Source organism: Pseudomonadota bacterium (assembly GCA_039196715.1).
Taxonomy (GTDB): Bacteria; Pseudomonadota; Gammaproteobacteria; order CALCKW01; family CALCKW01; genus CALCKW01.
The window spans coordinates 23,490-39,873 of the sequence record JBCCUP010000005.1 but is presented as its reverse complement, the minus strand read 5'-3'; the positions used below and the strand labels follow the sequence as shown (position 1 = coordinate 39,873).

The window sequence follows — 16,384 nt, the reverse complement described above, 5'->3', positions numbered from 1 at the left end:
GGCACACCATGAACCAATACCCGCTCTGGAAGAACGCCCTCGTGCTGCTGGTCGTGTTGACCGCGGCGGTGCTTGCGTTGCCCAACCTCTTTGGCAAGTCGCCGGCCGTGATGGTCAGCCCCGAATCCGGCAACGCGAGCCCGGCTTTGCTGGCCGAGTCGATTCGCGTCGTGCAATCCGCGGGTGTCGACTCGGTCCGCGGCAAGCTCGTCTCCGGCCGTGCGCAATTGCGTTTCGACAACCTCGACGACCAGCGCCTCGCGCGCAGCGCGCTCGATGACGCGTTGGGCAACGCGGTGGTCATCGCGCCCAACCTGGTGTCGAGTGCGCCTGACTGGCTCAAGCTGGCCGAGCCGATGTACCTCGGCCTCGACCTGCGCGGCGGCGTCCACTTCCTGATGCAGGTCGACATGGACGCGGCGATCGACAAGGCCTACGCCACGCTCGAGCAGGACATGCGGGTGCTGTTGCGGGACGAAGGGGTTCGGTACCGTTCGGTTGGGCGCGGTGCCGCGTCGGTTTCCGTGGTGCTGCGCGACGCCGCCAACCGCGATTCCGTGCTGACAGACCTGCGGCGGCAGTACCCCGAGACCACCGTCACGGTCGATGAGGCCGACCCGGCCGCGTTCGGCATCACGTTCACCGAATTCGCCCTGGAAGAGGCGCGCACCGCCGCGCTCGAGAAAAACATCTCGACGTTGCGCAACCGGGTGAACCAGCTCGGCGTCGCTGAGCCGGTGATTCAACGCCAGGGCGCGGACCGCATCGTCGTGCAGTTGCCCGGGGTGCAGGACACCACGCAAGCCAAGGAAGTCCTCGGCGCGACGGCGACCCTCGAATACCGGTTGGTATACGGTGACGCAGCCGACTGGTTCGCGGCCGAGGAGACTGGCCGGATCCCGGCGTCGGCAAAGCTGTTCCGTCAGCGCGACACTGGCGAACCGATCCTGCTGAACCGCCGCGTGATCGTGTCCGGTGATGAGATCAAGGACGCCTCGTCTGGCATCGATTCGCAAACCGGCTCGCCGGCGGTCTTCGTTAACCTCAACGGCACCGGCGCGAACCGCATGCAGCGGGTCACGGCCGACAACGTCGGCGAGCCGATGGCCGTGGTGTACAAGGAGTCCCGCTACGAGCGTCTGGTGGCCGACGACGGCTCGGTGACGCACGAGCCGCGGGTCGACGAGGAGGTCATCAACGTCGCGACCATCCGCGACGTGCTCTCGCATCGGTTCCAGACCACCGGACTCGGCAGCGAAGAAGCACGGCACTTGTCACTGCTGATCCGCGCCGGTTCACTCAGCGCACCGGTCTACATCGTCGAAGAGCGCACCGTGGGACCGAGCCTCGGCGAGGACAACATCCGTCGCGGCTTCACTGCCTGCGTTGTCGGTCTGCTGTTGGTCATGGGCTTCATGCTCTGGTACTACCGCTTCTTCGGTCTGCTTGCGAACCTTGCGCTGATCGTCAACATCGTGATGGTTGTCGCGGTGCTGTCGGTCATTCAGGCCACGTTGACGCTGCCGGGCATTGCCGGTGTGGTCTTGACCGTGGGCATGGCGGTTGACGCCAACGTGCTCATCTTCGAACGCATCCGCGAAGAGCTGCGCAACGGCAGTCCGGTGCAGCAGGCGATCCACGCCGGCTACGACAGGGCCGTGGGCACCATCGCAGATGCCAACATCACGACCCTGATCGCGGCGCTCGTGCTGTTCGCCTTTGGCACCGGTGCGATCCAGGGCTTTGCCGTGACGCTGTCGATTGGCATTGCCACTTCCATGTTCACTGCCATCGTCGGCACGCGGGCGCTGGTCAACCTCCGCTACGGCGGTCGCCGCGTCAAGGCGTTAGCCATCTAGGACCCACCGTGAAACGCTCTTTTTCCTTCAACTTCGATTTCCTGCGCTGGGTTCGGCAAGCGGCGATCGTGTCGGGCATTGCAATCCTCCTGTCGATCGGCCTGATCGCAACGCGTGGGCTCAACTTCGGGCTCGATTTCACCGGCGGCTTCCTCATCGAGGTGGGCTACGAGCAGCCGGCGGACCTCGACGTGCTGCGCGGCGCGCTTGCGGGTGGCGGATTCGAGGACGCCCAGGTCCAGCACTTCGGCAGTGCCACCGAGGTGCTGGTCAGGCTCGCGCCGCCAGAGGAGGAAGGAGCGGCGGACATCTCCAGTGATGTGTTGACCGCGCTGGAGCGTGCCGGTGGCGACCCGACCATGAAACGGGTCGAGTTCGTCGGCCCTCAGATCGGTGACGAACTGCGTGACCAGGGTGGGCTGGCCGTGATTTACGCGCTTGCGGGCATCCTGGTGTACGTTTGGCTGCGGTTTGAGTGGAAATTCGCGGCCGGATCGATTTTTGCGCTTGTCCACGATGTCTGCATCGTCGTGGGTGCCTGTGCGCTCTTCCAGATCGATTTCGACCTGTCAGTGCTGGCGGCGGTGTTGGCGGTGGTCGGGTATTCGCTGAACGACACGATCGTGGTGTTTGACCGCATACGAGAGAATTTCCGTCGACGCGGTGCCGGCGGCACCACCGAGGTCATGAATCTCTCGATCAACCAGACGCTGACACGGACGATCATCACCTCGGGCACGACCTTGCTCGCGCTCATCTCGCTCTTTCTGTTCGGCGGCGAAGTGCTGCGTGGGTTCAGCTTCGCGTTGATCGTCGGGGTGCTGGTCGGCACCTACTCATCCATTTACGTGGCCTCCGGGTCGGCGCTGTTGCTCGGTCTGCAGCGCGAGGACCTCCTGCCGGTGGAGAAAGAAGGTGTCGATGTCGACACCACGCCCTGATATCTGCTTGTACGCCATCAATCTCGCGCAACAGCCGCCGAGAAGGGGAGTGTCGAGGCGCCGACGCAGTGCACCCATGGAGGTGCATCGGCGACCAGTTTGATGCGATTCGTCGCAAACCCGGGTACGAGAAGGCTCTGTGATGCGAATTCTGTTTGTTTCCGACAACTATCCTCCGGAGGGCAACGCGCCGGCCAGCCGTTTGTCGGAGCACGCGCAACACTGGTTGCGCGCCGGTGCGGAGGTAAACGTGTTGACCTCGGCACCGAACTTTCCTGAAGGCGTGGTGTTCGAGGGGTACCGAAACGCCTGGTGGGACCGATCCGACATGGACGGTGTCGACGTCGTTCGCCTCAAGACCTACATCACAGCCAACGAGGGGTTCCTGAAACGAACCCTGTCATACATGAGCTTCATGGTCACCGCGTTCTTTGGTGGCCTGTTTGTGCGCAAGCCCGACATTGTGGTGGCGACCTCCCCGCATTTCTTTGCTGCGGTCGGCGGCTTCGCGTTGGCCAAGCTGCGGCGCGTCCCGTTCGTTTTCGAGCTCCGGGACCTGTGGCCGGCATCCATCGCCGCGCTGGGCGCGGTCAAGTACCCGCGCGTGTTGGCGGCGCTCGAGAAAGTCGAGCTGTTTCTCTACCGCCATGCGGACGCGATTGTCTCGGTGACCGAGGCGTTCAAGGCCGACCTGATGGAACGCGGTATCGACGGCGACAAGATCCACGTTGTACGTAACGGCGTCGAGCTCAGTCGCTACAAGCCGCTCGATGGGAAAGACGCCGAGCTGGCGCGCGCGCACGGCCTGGAAGGGGCCTTTGTCGTCGGGTATGTCGGCACACACGGCATGGCACACGGCCTCGACAAGGTGGTTGAGGCGGCGGAACGGCTGCGAGACCTGCCACATGTGCGCATCCTGCTTGTCGGCTCTGGGTCGGAGAAGACCAAGCTTGATGCCGACATTCAGGCGCGTGGTCTCGACAACGTGGTGTCGCTGGGCCGGTTCCCGAAATCCGAGATGAACCGGGTCTGGAGCCTGTGCGACGTGGCCCTGATCCACCTGCGTGACCTCGACGTGTTCCGCACGGTGATCCCCTCCAAGCTCTTCGAGAGTATGGGGGTGGGCCAGCCCGTGCTCATGGGTCTGCCCAGCGGCGAGGCGACCGGGATTGTCGAGGACACGGGCTGTGGCGTCGTGTGCGAACCCGAGTCACCCGAGTCCATGGCAGCAGCCATCCGCACGCTGGCGTCGGACAGCGCCCTCTATGAGACGCTCAAGCGGCAGAGTCTGGCAGCGGCGCCGTCGTACTCCCGCGAGACGCAGGCAAAAAAGATGCTGGACGTGCTCCGGCAGTACGCCCTGCCGACACCCTGCACGGACACGCCGGTGTCGTCGCCCGAGCAGCGCTAGTCGCGCCTACTTGGCACTCTTGTGGATGCCGTGCACCACGATGGTGTGCTCAGTCATGGTGTAGCCGAGTTCTTCGCTGATTTCGCGCAACCGCGCTTCAATCACCGGGTCGCTGAATTCCTCGACGTGGCCGGTTTTGAGGCAGACCACGTGGGAGTGGTTATCCTCGTCGTTGAGCTCGAACAGCGCTTGCCCACCGTCAAAATGGCGTCGGTAGACGAGGCCCGCCGTCTCGAATTGGGTGAGGACCCGGTAGACGGTTGCGAGGCCGACTTCGGCGTCGGATTCAATCAGCTTGCGGTACACGTCTTCCGCGCTCATGTGCCGCCGGTCGGATTGTTCCATGACCTCAAGCACCCGCAGGCGCGGCAGCGTGACCTTCAGCCCGACGGCGCGCAAGTGTGCTGACCCTGATTCTCGTTGGCTCATGAGCTCAGATACTGGCATGGCATGTCATACCCAATGTGGTGTGCATTATATCACCCCGCGCTCGGTGCGCTGTATTCCTTTGCTGATAAGCATGACCGGAATCAAACCTGCAGCAACGATGGCGAGCGCTGGCAAGGCAGCTTCGTGAAGTCGCTCGTCCGACGCGAGTTCGTAGGTCTTGACGGCGAGCGTGTTGAAATTGAAGGGTCGCAAGACCAGCGTGGCCGGCAGCTCTTTCAAGGTGTCAACGAACACGATGAGGATAGCGGTGAGCACGCTTCCCCGCATGATCGGGATGTAAACGGCTGTGAGCAGCCGGCGCTTCGAGGCGCCGAGCGTGTACGCGCTTTCCTCGATACTCGGTTTGATTTGCGCCAGCCCGGATTCGAGCGTGTTGAACGCAGCGGTCAGAAACCGGACACTGTAGGCGAAGATCAGGGTGAACAGGGTGCCGCTGAGCAGCAAGCCGGTGTTCACGCCGAACAGTCGAGTTGCCGCTGTGTCGACGGCGTTGTCGAAGGCGCCGAAGGGAATCAACACGGCCAAGGCAACGACAGTACCGGGGATGGCGTAACCACTGGTGCTGAACCTGATTGCGGACTGAACGAGGCGGTTGGGCTGGCTTCGCTGCGCCATCACAAGCAGTGCAGCCGGCACCAGGATCACAAGGGCAGCGGTAGCCGCCAGGCTGACGCTGTTGAGCACCAGACCGATGAACTCCGGCTCGAACAGCGCAGCCCACCGGGATGATGCGTGCCACACCAGTTGCAGCGCCGGAATCAGAAAACCGAGCACGACCGGCAGAGCGCACAACAGGCAAACCAGCCAGCGTGTCCCCTTGGTCAGTGGGATGAGGTTGGCGTTCTGCACACGCTCGGACGTCTCGTGGAACCGTGACTGGCTTCGCGAGTATCGCTCGAGTGCCAGCAGCACCACGACGAACACCAGAAGCACCGCGGACAGCTGCAAGGCGGCGGTGGCGTCGAAGAGTCCGAACCACGTGCGAAAGATACCGGTGGTGAACGTGGCGACACCGAAGTATTCCACCGCGCCGAAGTCGGCCAACGTTTCCATCAGCACCAGTGCCAGGCCCGCGAGTATCGCCGGTCTTGCCAGAGGCAGGGCGACGCGCCAGAACACGGCCACGGTGCTGCAGCCCAGCGTGCGGCCCGCCTCAAGGGCGGAGATCGAACGGTTGTTGAAGGCCGCCCGAGTCAACAGGTAGGTGTAGGGGTAGAGCACGAGGGACAGCACGACGATTGCGCCGCCGAGCGACCGTATCTCCGGGAACCCGAAGTGTCTCGGGTCGAGGTCGAACAGGGTCCGGATTGTGGTCTGCACCGGCCCGGCAAACTCGAGCAGATCCGTGTAGCAGTAGGCGAGGATGTATGACGGCACAGCCAGCGGCAGCAGCTGAGCCCACGCCAAGGTCTTTCGTGCGGGAAACGCCAGGGTGCTCACACACCAGGCGGTGCCCACACCCAACACGGTGCTCAGCGTCCCGACACCGACCATCAGAATGAGCGAGTTCGAAACGTACCCCGGCAACACGGTGTTGGCGAGGTGTGTCCAATTGCCGTTGCCCTCGGCGAAAACGTGTCCAACCACCGTCACCAACGGTATCGACACGCAGGCCCCGATCAACACACTGATGAGAGTCCAGCCAAGGCGCGACGCCCTTCGACTGTTTCGCCCGGTGACGGCTGGGCGCCGGCCCAGGTCAAGCGCGCGCGCGGACATCGTCTGCGGTGCAGTGTGAAACCGTCAGACGAGCGTTGTCCGCACCCGCACGGCGTCGCGCTACTCCCATCCGGCGTTGTCGAAAGCCTGGACTGCTTCGGCATTGCGTGCGCCCAGACGCGACACGTTGAGCGCGTCACGTTTGAAGTCGCCGAAGGACGCGACGAGGTCGCTCGGTGGAACACCCTCCACCACGGGGTATTCGTGGTTGGTTTGTGCATACCAGGCTTGCGCATCGTCGCTGACCAGAAACTCCAGGAGCTGGCGCGCTTCGGCGACGTTCTTTGCGTACTTGGTCACGCCTGCGCCGCTGATGTTGACATGGGCGCCGCGATTGGACTGGTTGGGGAAGTGGACGCGAACCGCGGCCGCGGTGTCTCTGAGTTCCGGGTTGCTCAGCATGCCGCCAAGGTAGTACGTGTTCACGAGAGCCACGTCGCACTCCCCGGCTGCCACCGCCTTGATCTGCGCGCTGTCGTTGCCTTGCGGATCGCGCGCCATGTTCTCGCGGACCGCTTTCGCCCACGCCGTGGCGTCGTCGGTCCCGGCGTACTCGATGATGGATGCCAGCAGCGACTGGTTGTAGATGTTGACGGACGATCGGGCGCAAATACGCCCGGCCCACGCGGCATCAGCGAGGTCCTCGTAGTCGGCAAGCTCGTCCAAACTCACCCGATCGGGGTGATAGACAATGATCCGAGCACGCTGGGACAGGCCGAACCAGAGGTTGTCCGGAGACCGCAGGGACGCGGGAATGCGGGAGGCCAGGGTGTCGCTCTCGAGCGGTTGGAACAGCCCCAGTGAACTCGCAAACGCGAGTCGACCCGCGTCGACTGTGATCATCAGATCGGCAGGGGTGTTGCGGCCTTCGGCCTTCATGCGCTGGATCAGCGCGTTCGACTTGCCGGTCAGCAGGTTGACCGTGATCCCCGTGCGCTCGCTGAAGGTGTCGAGCAGCGGGCGGATCAACGCCTCTTTGCGGGCTGAGTAGACGTTGACCTCGGCGGCGTTGACGGTCGTGAGTACGACGGAGAGCCCGAGCAGCCAAGACAGGCGTTTGATGTTCGATAGCATGGTGCTTCCGTTGGCCAAAAAGGGCGGAGTGTATGCAAATGAGAATCACTGTCAAGTGAGCCTCAGCGATCAGACCGTCGCACTGGCAGTCGGTTCAACACGCTCAGTGCCACCGTATTGCTGTCAGCGTGTGCCCCATCCCTGTGCGCACGCCCGGCGAATACGTGACCCTCACGCCACCGGAATGGGACGTTGCGGCTTCGAAATCGGGGCCCGGTGACGCGGTTTCGACAGGGTATACTTTGCGATCTACCGATTCATGTGGAAGCTGCACCCCCATGCCAGAAGCCGTACAGGACGCGGTGTTGACCGAACGACTGGCGTCGCTCGAAGCCCACCTATCAAGAGAGAATCCAGTGCTGGTGGACGCGGTCAAGTCCTTTCGAGAGCTCGACCGCGTCGGCCACGGCATGTGTCTGCTGTCGCCGTCGGAGTCCTACGCAGCGCAGGTGCCGTGGTGGCCTTTGGTCTCGATCCTCGGCACCTTCTCGTCGGGCAAATCAAGCTTCATCAACTGGTTCACCGGGGCGAGCCTCCAGTCCACCGGCAACCAGGCCGTCGACGACAAGTTCACCGTCATCTGTTACAGCCGGGATGAAACCCCGCGGACCTTGCCAGGGTTGGCGCTTGACGCGGATCTGCGGTTTCCGTTCTTCCAGATCAGCAACGAGATCGAACGCGTGGCGTCGGGCGAGGGACGGCGGATCGACTCCTACCTGCAACTCAAGACGAGCAACTCCGAGGCGGTGCGTGGCAAGATCCTGATCGACTCACCCGGGTTTGACGCTGACCAGCAGCGCACCTCGACGCTCAAGCTCACAGACCAGATCATTGATCTGTCCGATCTGGTGCTGGTGTTCTTCGACGCCCGACACCCGGAGCCGGGTGCGATGCAGGACACGCTCAAGCACCTGGTCACTGACACCATCTCTCGTTCGGACTCGAACAAATTCCTCTATGTCCTGAACCAGCTCGACACCACGGCGCGCGAAGACAACCCCGAAGACGTGGTCGCAGCCTGGCAACGCGCCCTCGCCAGTGCCGGTTTGACCGCGGGCAAGTTCTTCACGATTTACAACCTTGATGCGGCCCTGCCGATCGAGGACCAGGCGCTGCGGTCACGGTTCGAGCGCAAGCGCGCGACCGACATGGCAGCAATTGAAGAGCGGATCAAGCAGGTCGAAGTGGAGCGCAGCTACCGCATCGTCGGTGCGCTCGAGAAGCAGGCGCACTACATTGGCGAGCAGGACGTGCCGGCCATCCGTTCGCTGTTGGCGCAATGGCGGCGCTGGGTGTTGATCGGCGACGCGGTCTTTCTGACCGTGTCGCTGGCGCTGTCGGTTGGGCTTGCGGCGTGGGCCGGCTTCGACTTCGGTGGGTGGAGCCTCGGCCTGCTGGGTGGCTCAGCGGCGGCGTGGGCGCCGGTCGTGGCGTTGCTGATTGCACTCGGTGTCTACCACTTCTGGTTGCGTGGCTTCGTCCACGGCCAGATGCAACGGCGCATGCAGCGCGCCGACGACCTGCGCTACAGCTATGCGCTGACACGCAATACGCGCTGGTGGCGCAGTGTGTTCTGGAAACGGCCTGCCGGTTGGAACGCGGGTGCAAGAAAGCAGATCAAGGCCGTGCTCGAACAGTCGACGCGTTTCGTACAGAACCTCAACGATTCGTTCACCAACCCGAGCGGCACCGACGCCTGACGGCCGTGAGCGGGCTCAGCCGAGTACGTCGGTGTAGACGGCTTCGAGCCGACGTTTGGACGCAAGGTGGTCGAAACTCACCTTGCCGACGTTGTCGTCCTCGAGCACCTGTTGCAGCGCCGCTGACAGGGCGTCACTGTCTCGAGCCGGGCAGAGCACGGCGCCGTCCGGTCGTGTGGTGACGTCGGTGGCGACGATGCGATTGCCGAAGTAGCAGGCCTCTCTGAGCGACACGGCGTCGCCGTCCCACCAGGTGGGGCGAACGAAGACGTCGCCGAGCGCCAACCAGGCGGCCATGTCCGGCGGTTCGAGGTTGTCGAAAGCGACGTAGTCCAGGTCACCGACCGCGTCCTGGCACGCCGCACGGTACGGGTCATCGGCGTCCAGGTAACTGACGTGAGCCAGGCACACGCTCGACCGCACGGACGACGGCAGTCGGTGCAGCGCCTCGAGCAGATCGAGCAACCCGTAGTGCGGCAGAAACTGCGCGGCCACCAGCAGAACGCGTTTGCCGTCACGGCGGCGTTGTTCCAGCGGGGCGAACAGGCTCGGGTTGCTGTGTGGCAGTGGCGGCAGGTAGGCGTTGATCACGCTCATGCGCTTCGCGTCGACGCCGCGCTCGAGCAACAGCGCGCGCTGCGCCTCGCTGACGCAGACGATGTGGTTGAAGCGCGCGAGGGTCCAGTCGAACAGACGCAACTGCCAGGGTGAGAAGGCCTCGAGATTTTGTCCGAGCTTGCCCCCGTGGATTGTCAGGATTCGGGCGCGTTGGGCGCCTCCGGTGAGCAACACCGGTGCGGTCAGCAAGAACTTTGAGAAGGCTGACACGTGAACGTGCAAGATGCCTGCGTCGAGCTGGTCCAACAGCCACCTTGCTCGGAACAGCGAAATAAGCGGATTGCCAGCGAGCCTGTGTACAGCGTCAACGGCCGGAGCCTCTTTGCCATTGAACATGTCCAAAACGGCAACGGACTGAGTTGTCGCAAGCGATCTATGGAGACGCCAAATGTGCACGCTGATCCCACCGTAGTTTGGCGGGTAGGAGCCGAGCAAGACAATGCGTTGCGAACGCTCTCGCACGCTACTGCCACTCGTATAAATCGTGCGCACTCAGCCAAGCCCGGTACGCTTGGATTTCCTTGTTGTTTTCAGACCAGGGATAGTGCTGCACGCGTCGGTTTAAATAGTACTCTGGTTTAATGCCAAAATTTGTCATCGAATCGTGCGCATCTGACCAGGTGATCACCGCGGTTCGGATCTCTTGGGCGCCGCGTGCGCGCAACTGCTCGCAGGCGATGGCGATCGATTGTCCGCTGTCGATCGCGTCGTCGACCAGCAACACACGGCCGTCCCCCGGGAAACCGGACGTGCTGTCATTGTCCTTGGCGCTGTCACTGTCCAAGCGGTTAAAGCTGTCCATAATCGGCGCGAGCCGGTTGGCCACCGCCTTGAAGCTGTACAGCCAGACGACCAGTTCGCGCAGGCCCGGCACCTTGCCGAGCCGACGCTTGATCGTGCTGCCCTGGCGGCGGTAGCGCACGTATTCGCAGGGCATGCCGAGACGGTCGGCGATCACGCGCGTGGGCAGCAGCGCGCCGTTGGCGATGCCAACGACCGCGTCAGCGGCAAAGCCGCTGCTGCGCACCTCGTCCGCAAGTGCTTCACACAGTATCACCGCTTCGTCCAGTGACATGAACAGCTTGTCGTCGGTCTCGCGGTACTTCTGCACCGTCTGCACCGCGTCATCGTCACGGGCCTGGTTGACGTGGGGCTGTGTGTTTGTGCTCATGGCGGTGACTCCGGCTGGCATAAACGTGCAATCGCGTGTCGGTCGCCGGCCCGATCGACCGGCGGTCGACCGTGTGTCGCCGCTCGGGGGCACACGGTGTAACCGCTCATGGCACTCACGTACCGTGCCGGGTTTGGTCGCCGGCCGGGCGTCTGCCGGCCGGTGACCGCGACGTCACGCAGAGCCGCTGTCGGAGCCGGGCTCGGCCTGGCGTTCGGCGACCACGGTCTCGGGGCGCGCCACCGAGGCCGGCGGGGCCGACAGCGGCGGTTTGGTGTCCGGCGTCACGGCCTGCACCGCGGGTGCCGGCATTGGCGCCGGCGGCACAACCGGCGGGGCGGCGACGGTAGCCTGACCCGAGGACGGGGCGGTGGCACGCGGTGTGTCGGAGGCATCCGCGCCAGACGGCGTGGACGCTGCCGGTGCCGCGTCAGCCGCACCCTGGGGTGCGTGAGATGACGAGGTCGACGGCGACGTGTCGGCCGCCTGGTCGGCGGTGGGCTCAGCCGTGCCCTCGGCAGCACGCTCACCCCGATTGCGTCCGCGTCTTCCGCGTCCACCGCGGCGTCGACGGCGACCGTTGCCGCTTTGCGGTGCGGCATCCTGATTCGCTTCAGCGTCGCCGTTGACGGTGTCGGCCACGGCCACGTCACCGACGTTGTCGGGCATCGCGCTGTCCGCGTCAGCCGGGCCCGTGCGGGGGCTCTCGACCGAGGTGGCGGCAGTGGCCGCGGCAGCGGTCACGGCTGCGGTTGCCGCACCGGCTGCCGACGGCCCTGGGGCCGGGGCTGAATTGTCCGGGGCGGCTGTGTCCGTGCTCGTGGCCTGTTGCGGCTCTGTCGACTTCGCTGGTCCGGACCCGCGACCGCCGCGCCGTCCGCGACCGCGCGAGGCACCGTTGCGACTGTCGTTCGACGACTTGGCCGAATCGGCCGTGTCGCGGGCTGCCGAATCACGTTTGCGTTCGCCGTTGTCCTTGGCAGACTGGCGTTTGTCGTCCTGGCGGCCGCTGTTGCGGCGACCGTCCGCGCGGCTGCCGCGGTTGTTCTGGCGCTTGTCGTCGCGCTGGCCGTTGCTGTTGTGCCGGGCGTCGCCACGCCGTCCGTCACCGCGCCGCCCGTCACCCCGCTTGGCGTCGCTGCGGTTGCGTTGGGCCGGGCGCTTGGCCGGCGTGCTGCTGTCGGGTGCGTCCTGCGCGTTGGCCGCGGCCGACCCGCCGCCCATCATGCGACCGACCAACGCCACTGCTCGGCGAATGAGGCCCGGTTGCGCGTCGTCGACGGCCTCGACCGACGCGACAACGTCGTCGCTTGCGGGCGAGGGCGCGGGTTGCTGCGGCACGACAGTGCGTACGGCGGCGGTTTCGCCCTTGCGCTGCTCGCTCGCCGTCTCGGGTGACGGGTCTGCGGGTCGTTCGGCGAACGCGTAACTCGGCTGGTTCTGGGTGTCCTCGGTCATCTCGGAGCGGCGAATCCGCTCGAGCCGGTACTGCGGCGTTTCGAGGTAGGGGTTTGGTACCACGAGCACGCGCGCATCAGAGCGGCTTTCGATCACGTCGAGCTGATCGCGTTTTTCGTTCAGCAGAAGGCTCGCCACTTCCATCGGGACCTGGGCGACGACCTGGCCGGTGTTGTCCTTCATTGCCTCGTCTTCGATCAAACGAAGAATCGACAGGGAGAGGGATCCCACCGTGCGAATTGCCCCCTGGCCAGAGCAGCGCGGGCAGACTTCCTGAAAGCTGTCGCCCAGCGACGGACGCAGCCGTTGGCGAGACATCTCGAGCAGCCCGAAACGCGAAATCCGGCCGACCTGCACACGCGCTCGGTCAACCTTCAGCGCCTCGCGGAGTCGGTTCTCGACCGCTTTCTGGTTGCGGTTGGCCGACATGTCGATGAAATCGATCACCAGCAGCCCGCCCAGATCCCGCAGACGCAACTGCCGTGCGAGTTCGGACGCAGCTTCGAGGTTGGTGTTGGTCGCGGTTTCCTCGATGTCGGCGCCTTTGGTCGCACGGGCCGAGTTGACATCGACGGAGACCAGCGCCTCGGTGTGGTCGATGACGATTGCACCACCGGAGGGCAGGGTCACTTCGCGTTGAAACGCCGACTCGATCTGCTGCTCGATCTGGTAACGCGTGAAGAGCGGTGTGCTGTCTTCGTAGAGCTTCAGTTTGCGTGCGTTGTGCGGCATGCAGACTTCGACAAAGCCCTTGGCTTCCTGATAGAGCTCGGGCTGGTCGATCAGGATCTCGCCGATGTCACTGTGAAAGTAGTCGCGCAGCGCGCGCACGATCACGTTGCTCTCCTGGTAGACCAGGAACGGCGCCGCTCGGGATTCGGCGGCCGCCTGAATCGAGTGCCAGACCTCGGCCTGGTAGTCGAGGTCCCACTGCATTTCCTCGAGCGAGCGGCCGACACCGGCGGTGCGTGCAATCACACCCATGCCATCGGGCACCTCGACTTCGGCCATGACCTGGCGCAGTTCGTTTCGATCTTCGCCCTCGATGCGGCGGGAAACGCCGCCCGCCCGCGCGTTGTTGGGCATGAGCACGAGGAAGCGGCCCGCGAGGCTGATGTAGGTGGTCAGGGCGGCTCCCTTGGTGCCGCGCTCTTCCTTTTCGATCTGGACCAGGATCTCCTGGCCTTCCTTCAGGCCGTCCTTGACCGAGGGTTTGCCGCCGTCGCCCGCGTCGCTGAGGTAGCTGCGGGCGACTTCCTTGAACGGCAGGAAGCCGTGTCGTTCGGCGCCGTAGTCGACAAACACCGCCTCGAGGCTCTGCTCGATGCGGGTGACTTTGCCTTTGTAGATGTTGGACTTCTGTTGCTCTCGGTCTCCGTGTTCAATGTCCAGGTCTTCGAGGCGCTGGCCATCGACCACTGCGACGCGCAACTCTTCGCCGTGCGTCGCGTTGATCAGCATTCGTTTCATTTGAAAGATCCAGGGTTGCCCGCACGGGGCAGCGCTGCACGCCGGGTTCTCGGTTGCGCCCTCGCGCAACGGACGCGCGGCCGTCGTCAACAGCAGGGGCTGTGACGGGCGTCTGACGCGACCATTCGGCGTACGGTGTCATGCAGTATCCGGTGCGGGTAGTGTGATGTCTGTCCACCGACGCCCCGTGGCGCCGGTGTGATCCGCTTTTCGTGTGCGCAGCGACTCGAGCGGAGGCGCTGCGGCAAGTGCTTCCATGGTGGCAGGCGAACCGCCTGCGCATGCTGCCGCGAACCCGTTGGCCGACACCGTGTCGGCCCGCTGGAAGCGGCCAGACCCACCGGGTCTGTATTGAAAGTAGGCTATGGGCGTTCGAGTTGCCGGTTCGGCGTGCGACGCGCCCGAGTGCGTGCCGGGGCACAGCGTCAGCATCTGGCGGCCTGTCCAGCCGGGGTGCTGACGTGATAATCACTGCGGTTAGCCAGTAGAATGGTACACCACTCCTCTTTAATAGCCAATCAGTGGCGCACCCGAATGGGTAACACACGATCCGTACCAGACTCGCAGCGCACCCCGGTGCGGCGGGTCACCGTTGACGCCGGCCGCGCGGGACAGCGGCTGGACAACTTTCTGCTGCACGCCTTTGCCGGCGTCCCGCGCAGCGTCATCTACCGCTTGTGTCGCACCGGTGAAGTGCGTGTCAACGGTGGACGTGCCAAGCCGGCGACGCGGTTGAGCGAGGGTGACGAGGTGCGGTTGCCGCCGGTGCGGATCAGCCCGAGCGGCGAACGGCGGGTGCCGGACGCCCTCGTGCACCGGCTCGAGCAGGCTATCGTGTTCGAGGACGATGACCTGATCGTGCTCAACAAGCCCGCCGGTGTCGCCGTTCACAGCGGCACTGGTGTCGCCTTCGGTGTGATTGACGCACTGCGGCAGGCCCGGGACGACGCGGCGCGGCAACTCGACCTGGTCCACCGGCTCGACCGCGACACGAGCGGGTGCCTGTTGCTCGCCAAACACCCGATGGCCAACCGCGAGCTCAAGCAGTTGCTCGCCTCACGCGCGGTGGAGAAACGGTACACCGCGCTGGTGCTCGGCCGCTGGCCGCGAGACGTGCGCCGCATCGAAAAGGCGTTGTTGAAAAACCGGCAGCGGGGCGGCGAGCGCGTCAGCGCGGTGGACGAGGCCGGTCGCGATGCCGTGACCCACGTGACGCGGGTGGACGCAGGTACGCGATGCACGCGGCTCGAATTGCGCATTGAAACCGGGCGCACCCACCAGATCCGCGTCCACACGGCGGGCGTGGGGCACCCGATCGTCGGCGACACGAAGTACGGCGACCATCGGGCCAACCGCCAATTTGCTGGCGCGGGGTGCCGCGGGATGCATCTGCACAGCACGCTGTTGGCCTTTTGCTGGCGCGGAGAGCGTCGATTCGAGGTGGCCGCGCCAGCCGACTGGGCGGACGCGCTGAAACTCTGAGGCCGTGGCACGGTCCGTGTTGTGATTCCTGTCTCCTCGCCGACGAACACTGCCTGTCACCATGGACCAAAGCACCAGCACTCGCACCTCCAGTTGGGAACGACGCACGATCGAACGGCTGGCCACGGCCGGCCTGGTTGAACAACGGCGCGCGCGACGGTGGAGCATCTTTTTCCGGTTCCTGTTGGTCGCCTACATAGCGTTCGTCACGGCGATGTCCTTCCGCGGCCAGTTCGAGGCCTGGCGCGCGGGTGGTGCCGAGCAGCACACAGCCCTGATTGACCTGTCCGGCACCATTCAGTCGGATGGCCTGTCGCTTGCGTCAGTGCGCGGGGCGCTGGTTGCGGCGTTTGAAGACGAAGCCACGGCAGGCGTCGTGTTGCGCCTGAACAGCCCGGGCGGCAGCCCGGTGCAGTCTTCGCTGATCTACGACGAGATTCGGCGGCTTCGTGCTGAACACCCGGACACCCCTGTGATCGCTGTCGTTCACGACGTGGCGGCGTCGGGCGGGTATTTCATTGCGTCGGCAGCCGATGACATCTTCGTCAATCCGTCCAGCCTGGTCGGCTCGATCGGGGTGGTGAGCAACGGTTTTGGCTTCACAGGCACGATGGAGAAACTCGGCGTCGAGCGTCGGCTGATCACGTCCGGCGAGAGCAAGGCCATGCTCGATCCCTTCTCGCCGGTCAACGAGGACGACGTGGCGCACATGCGGGTGCTGATGGCGCAAATACACGAGCAGTTCAAGACGGCTGTCCGCGACGGCCGGGGCGACCGGCTGGCCGACGAACCCAGTCTGTTCAGTGGCACCTTCTGGACCGGTGAGCAAGCCGTGGCACTCGGCCTGGCCGACGGCTTCGGCGACGAGTACCACGTCGCGCGCGACGTGGTCGGCGTGGATTCGGTCGTGAACTTCACCGCGCAACCCGACCTCATCGAACGGGTTACCGGGGCACTTGGCGCGGCGATCGGAGAAGGTTTCTTCACCGCGCTGTCGACACGCGACGCCGTGTCACTGCGGTGAGTTGCAT

The 16,384-nt window shown here is 64.6% G+C and carries 12 protein-coding genes; 6 read left to right on the top strand and 6 right to left on the bottom strand.

All coding sequences use genetic code 11. The features are described from left to right. Nucleotides 1–8 precede the first annotated feature (8 nt). From secD to AAGA11_03630, 3 genes are all read left to right on the top strand, one after another. Nucleotides 9–1,859 carry a protein translocase subunit SecD gene (secD, locus tag AAGA11_03640; protein ID MEM9601928.1) on the top strand — a complete coding sequence of 617 codons (1,851 nt, stop codon included), beginning with the start codon at nt 9–11 and terminating at the stop codon, nt 1,857–1,859. Nucleotides 1,860–1,867: 8 nt separating this feature from the next. Beyond that, nucleotides 1,868–2,800 carry a protein translocase subunit SecF gene (gene secF, locus AAGA11_03635; GenBank protein MEM9601927.1) on the top strand — a complete coding sequence of 311 codons (933 nt, stop codon included), beginning with the start codon at nt 1,868–1,870 and terminating at the stop codon, nt 2,798–2,800. Nucleotides 2,801–2,942: 142 nt separating this feature from the next. Then, the gene (locus AAGA11_03630; protein ID MEM9601926.1) at nt 2,943–4,211 is read left to right on the top strand and encodes a glycosyltransferase family 4 protein; all 1,269 of its coding nucleotides are present in this window, start codon (nt 2,943–2,945) and stop codon (nt 4,209–4,211) included. A gap of 6 nt (nt 4,212–4,217) precedes the next feature. Here AAGA11_03630 and fur read toward each other — a convergent pair whose 3' ends face one another. The 3 genes from fur to AAGA11_03615 form a co-directional block, all read right to left on the bottom strand. Beyond that, on the bottom strand, nt 4,218–4,640 hold the full coding sequence (fur, locus tag AAGA11_03625; protein ID MEM9601925.1) for a ferric iron uptake transcriptional regulator: 423 nt from the start codon (nt 4,638–4,640) through the stop codon (nt 4,218–4,220). Nucleotides 4,641–4,685: 45 nt separating this feature from the next. Further along, the gene (locus AAGA11_03620) at nt 4,686–6,254 is read right to left on the bottom strand and encodes an iron ABC transporter permease (protein MEM9601924.1); all 1,569 of its coding nucleotides are present in this window, start codon (nt 6,252–6,254) and stop codon (nt 4,686–4,688) included. Between the two features lie 186 nt (nt 6,255–6,440). Then, nucleotides 6,441–7,454, bottom strand: a complete 1,014-nt coding sequence (locus AAGA11_03615) for a Fe(3+) ABC transporter substrate-binding protein (protein ID MEM9601923.1) — start codon at nt 7,452–7,454, stop codon at nt 6,441–6,443. Between the two features lie 278 nt (nt 7,455–7,732). Here AAGA11_03615 and AAGA11_03610 point away from each other — a divergent pair, with 278 nt between their 5' ends. Beyond that, on the top strand, nt 7,733–9,154 hold the full coding sequence (locus AAGA11_03610; GenBank protein ID MEM9601922.1) for a dynamin family protein: 1,422 nt from the start codon (nt 7,733–7,735) through the stop codon (nt 9,152–9,154). A 15-nt stretch (nt 9,155–9,169) separates the two neighbouring features. Here the strand turns inward: AAGA11_03610 and AAGA11_03605 are convergent, their stop codons facing one another. The 3 genes from AAGA11_03605 to AAGA11_03595 all read right to left on the bottom strand — a co-directional run bounded on the left by AAGA11_03605 (nt 9,170) and on the right by AAGA11_03595 (nt 13,871). Then, a complete protein-coding gene (locus AAGA11_03605) occupies nt 9,170–10,234 on the bottom strand; it encodes a glycosyltransferase family 4 protein (GenBank protein ID MEM9601921.1) in 1,065 nt (354 codons plus the stop codon). Nucleotide 10,235: 1 nt separating this feature from the next. Next, complete coding sequence (locus AAGA11_03600; protein MEM9601920.1) at nt 10,236–10,943, bottom strand: phosphoribosyltransferase; 708 nt, start codon at nt 10,941–10,943, stop codon at nt 10,236–10,238. A gap of 174 nt (nt 10,944–11,117) precedes the next feature. Beyond that, nucleotides 11,118–13,871, bottom strand: a complete 2,754-nt coding sequence (locus AAGA11_03595; protein MEM9601919.1) for an Rne/Rng family ribonuclease — start codon at nt 13,869–13,871, stop codon at nt 11,118–11,120. A gap of 534 nt (nt 13,872–14,405) precedes the next feature. Here AAGA11_03595 and AAGA11_03590 point away from each other — a divergent pair. Then, the gene (locus tag AAGA11_03590) at nt 14,406–15,353 is read left to right on the top strand and encodes an RluA family pseudouridine synthase (protein MEM9601918.1); all 948 of its coding nucleotides are present in this window, start codon (nt 14,406–14,408) and stop codon (nt 15,351–15,353) included. A gap of 61 nt (nt 15,354–15,414) precedes the next feature. Then, nucleotides 15,415–16,377, top strand: coding sequence for a S49 family peptidase (locus tag AAGA11_03585; GenBank protein MEM9601917.1), 963 nt, complete (start codon nt 15,415–15,417; stop codon nt 16,375–16,377). Nucleotides 16,378–16,384: the final 7 nt, after the last annotated feature.

Bases quoted from the DNA above. Each gene is read 5' to 3' on its own strand.
- secD (MEM9601928.1), top strand. From the start codon at position 9: ATGAACCAATACCCGCTCTGGAAGAACGCCCTCGTGCTGCTGGTCGTG.
- AAGA11_03585 (MEM9601917.1), top strand. From the start codon at position 15,415: ATGGACCAAAGCACCAGCACTCGCACCTCCAGTTGGGAACGACGCACG.
- AAGA11_03590 (MEM9601918.1), top strand. From the start codon at position 14,406: ATGGGTAACACACGATCCGTACCAGACTCGCAGCGCACCCCGGTGCGG.
- fur (MEM9601925.1), bottom strand. From the start codon at position 4,640: ATGAGCCAACGAGAATCAGGGTCAGCACACTTGCGCGCCGTCGGGCTG.
- AAGA11_03595 (MEM9601919.1), bottom strand. From the start codon at position 13,871: ATGAAACGAATGCTGATCAACGCGACGCACGGCGAAGAGTTGCGCGTC.
- AAGA11_03630 (MEM9601926.1), top strand. From the start codon at position 2,943: ATGCGAATTCTGTTTGTTTCCGACAACTATCCTCCGGAGGGCAACGCG.
- AAGA11_03600 (MEM9601920.1), bottom strand. From the start codon at position 10,943: ATGAGCACAAACACACAGCCCCACGTCAACCAGGCCCGTGACGATGAC.
- AAGA11_03610 (MEM9601922.1), top strand. From the start codon at position 7,733: ATGCCAGAAGCCGTACAGGACGCGGTGTTGACCGAACGACTGGCGTCG.
- AAGA11_03615 (MEM9601923.1), bottom strand. From the start codon at position 7,454: ATGCTATCGAACATCAAACGCCTGTCTTGGCTGCTCGGGCTCTCCGTC.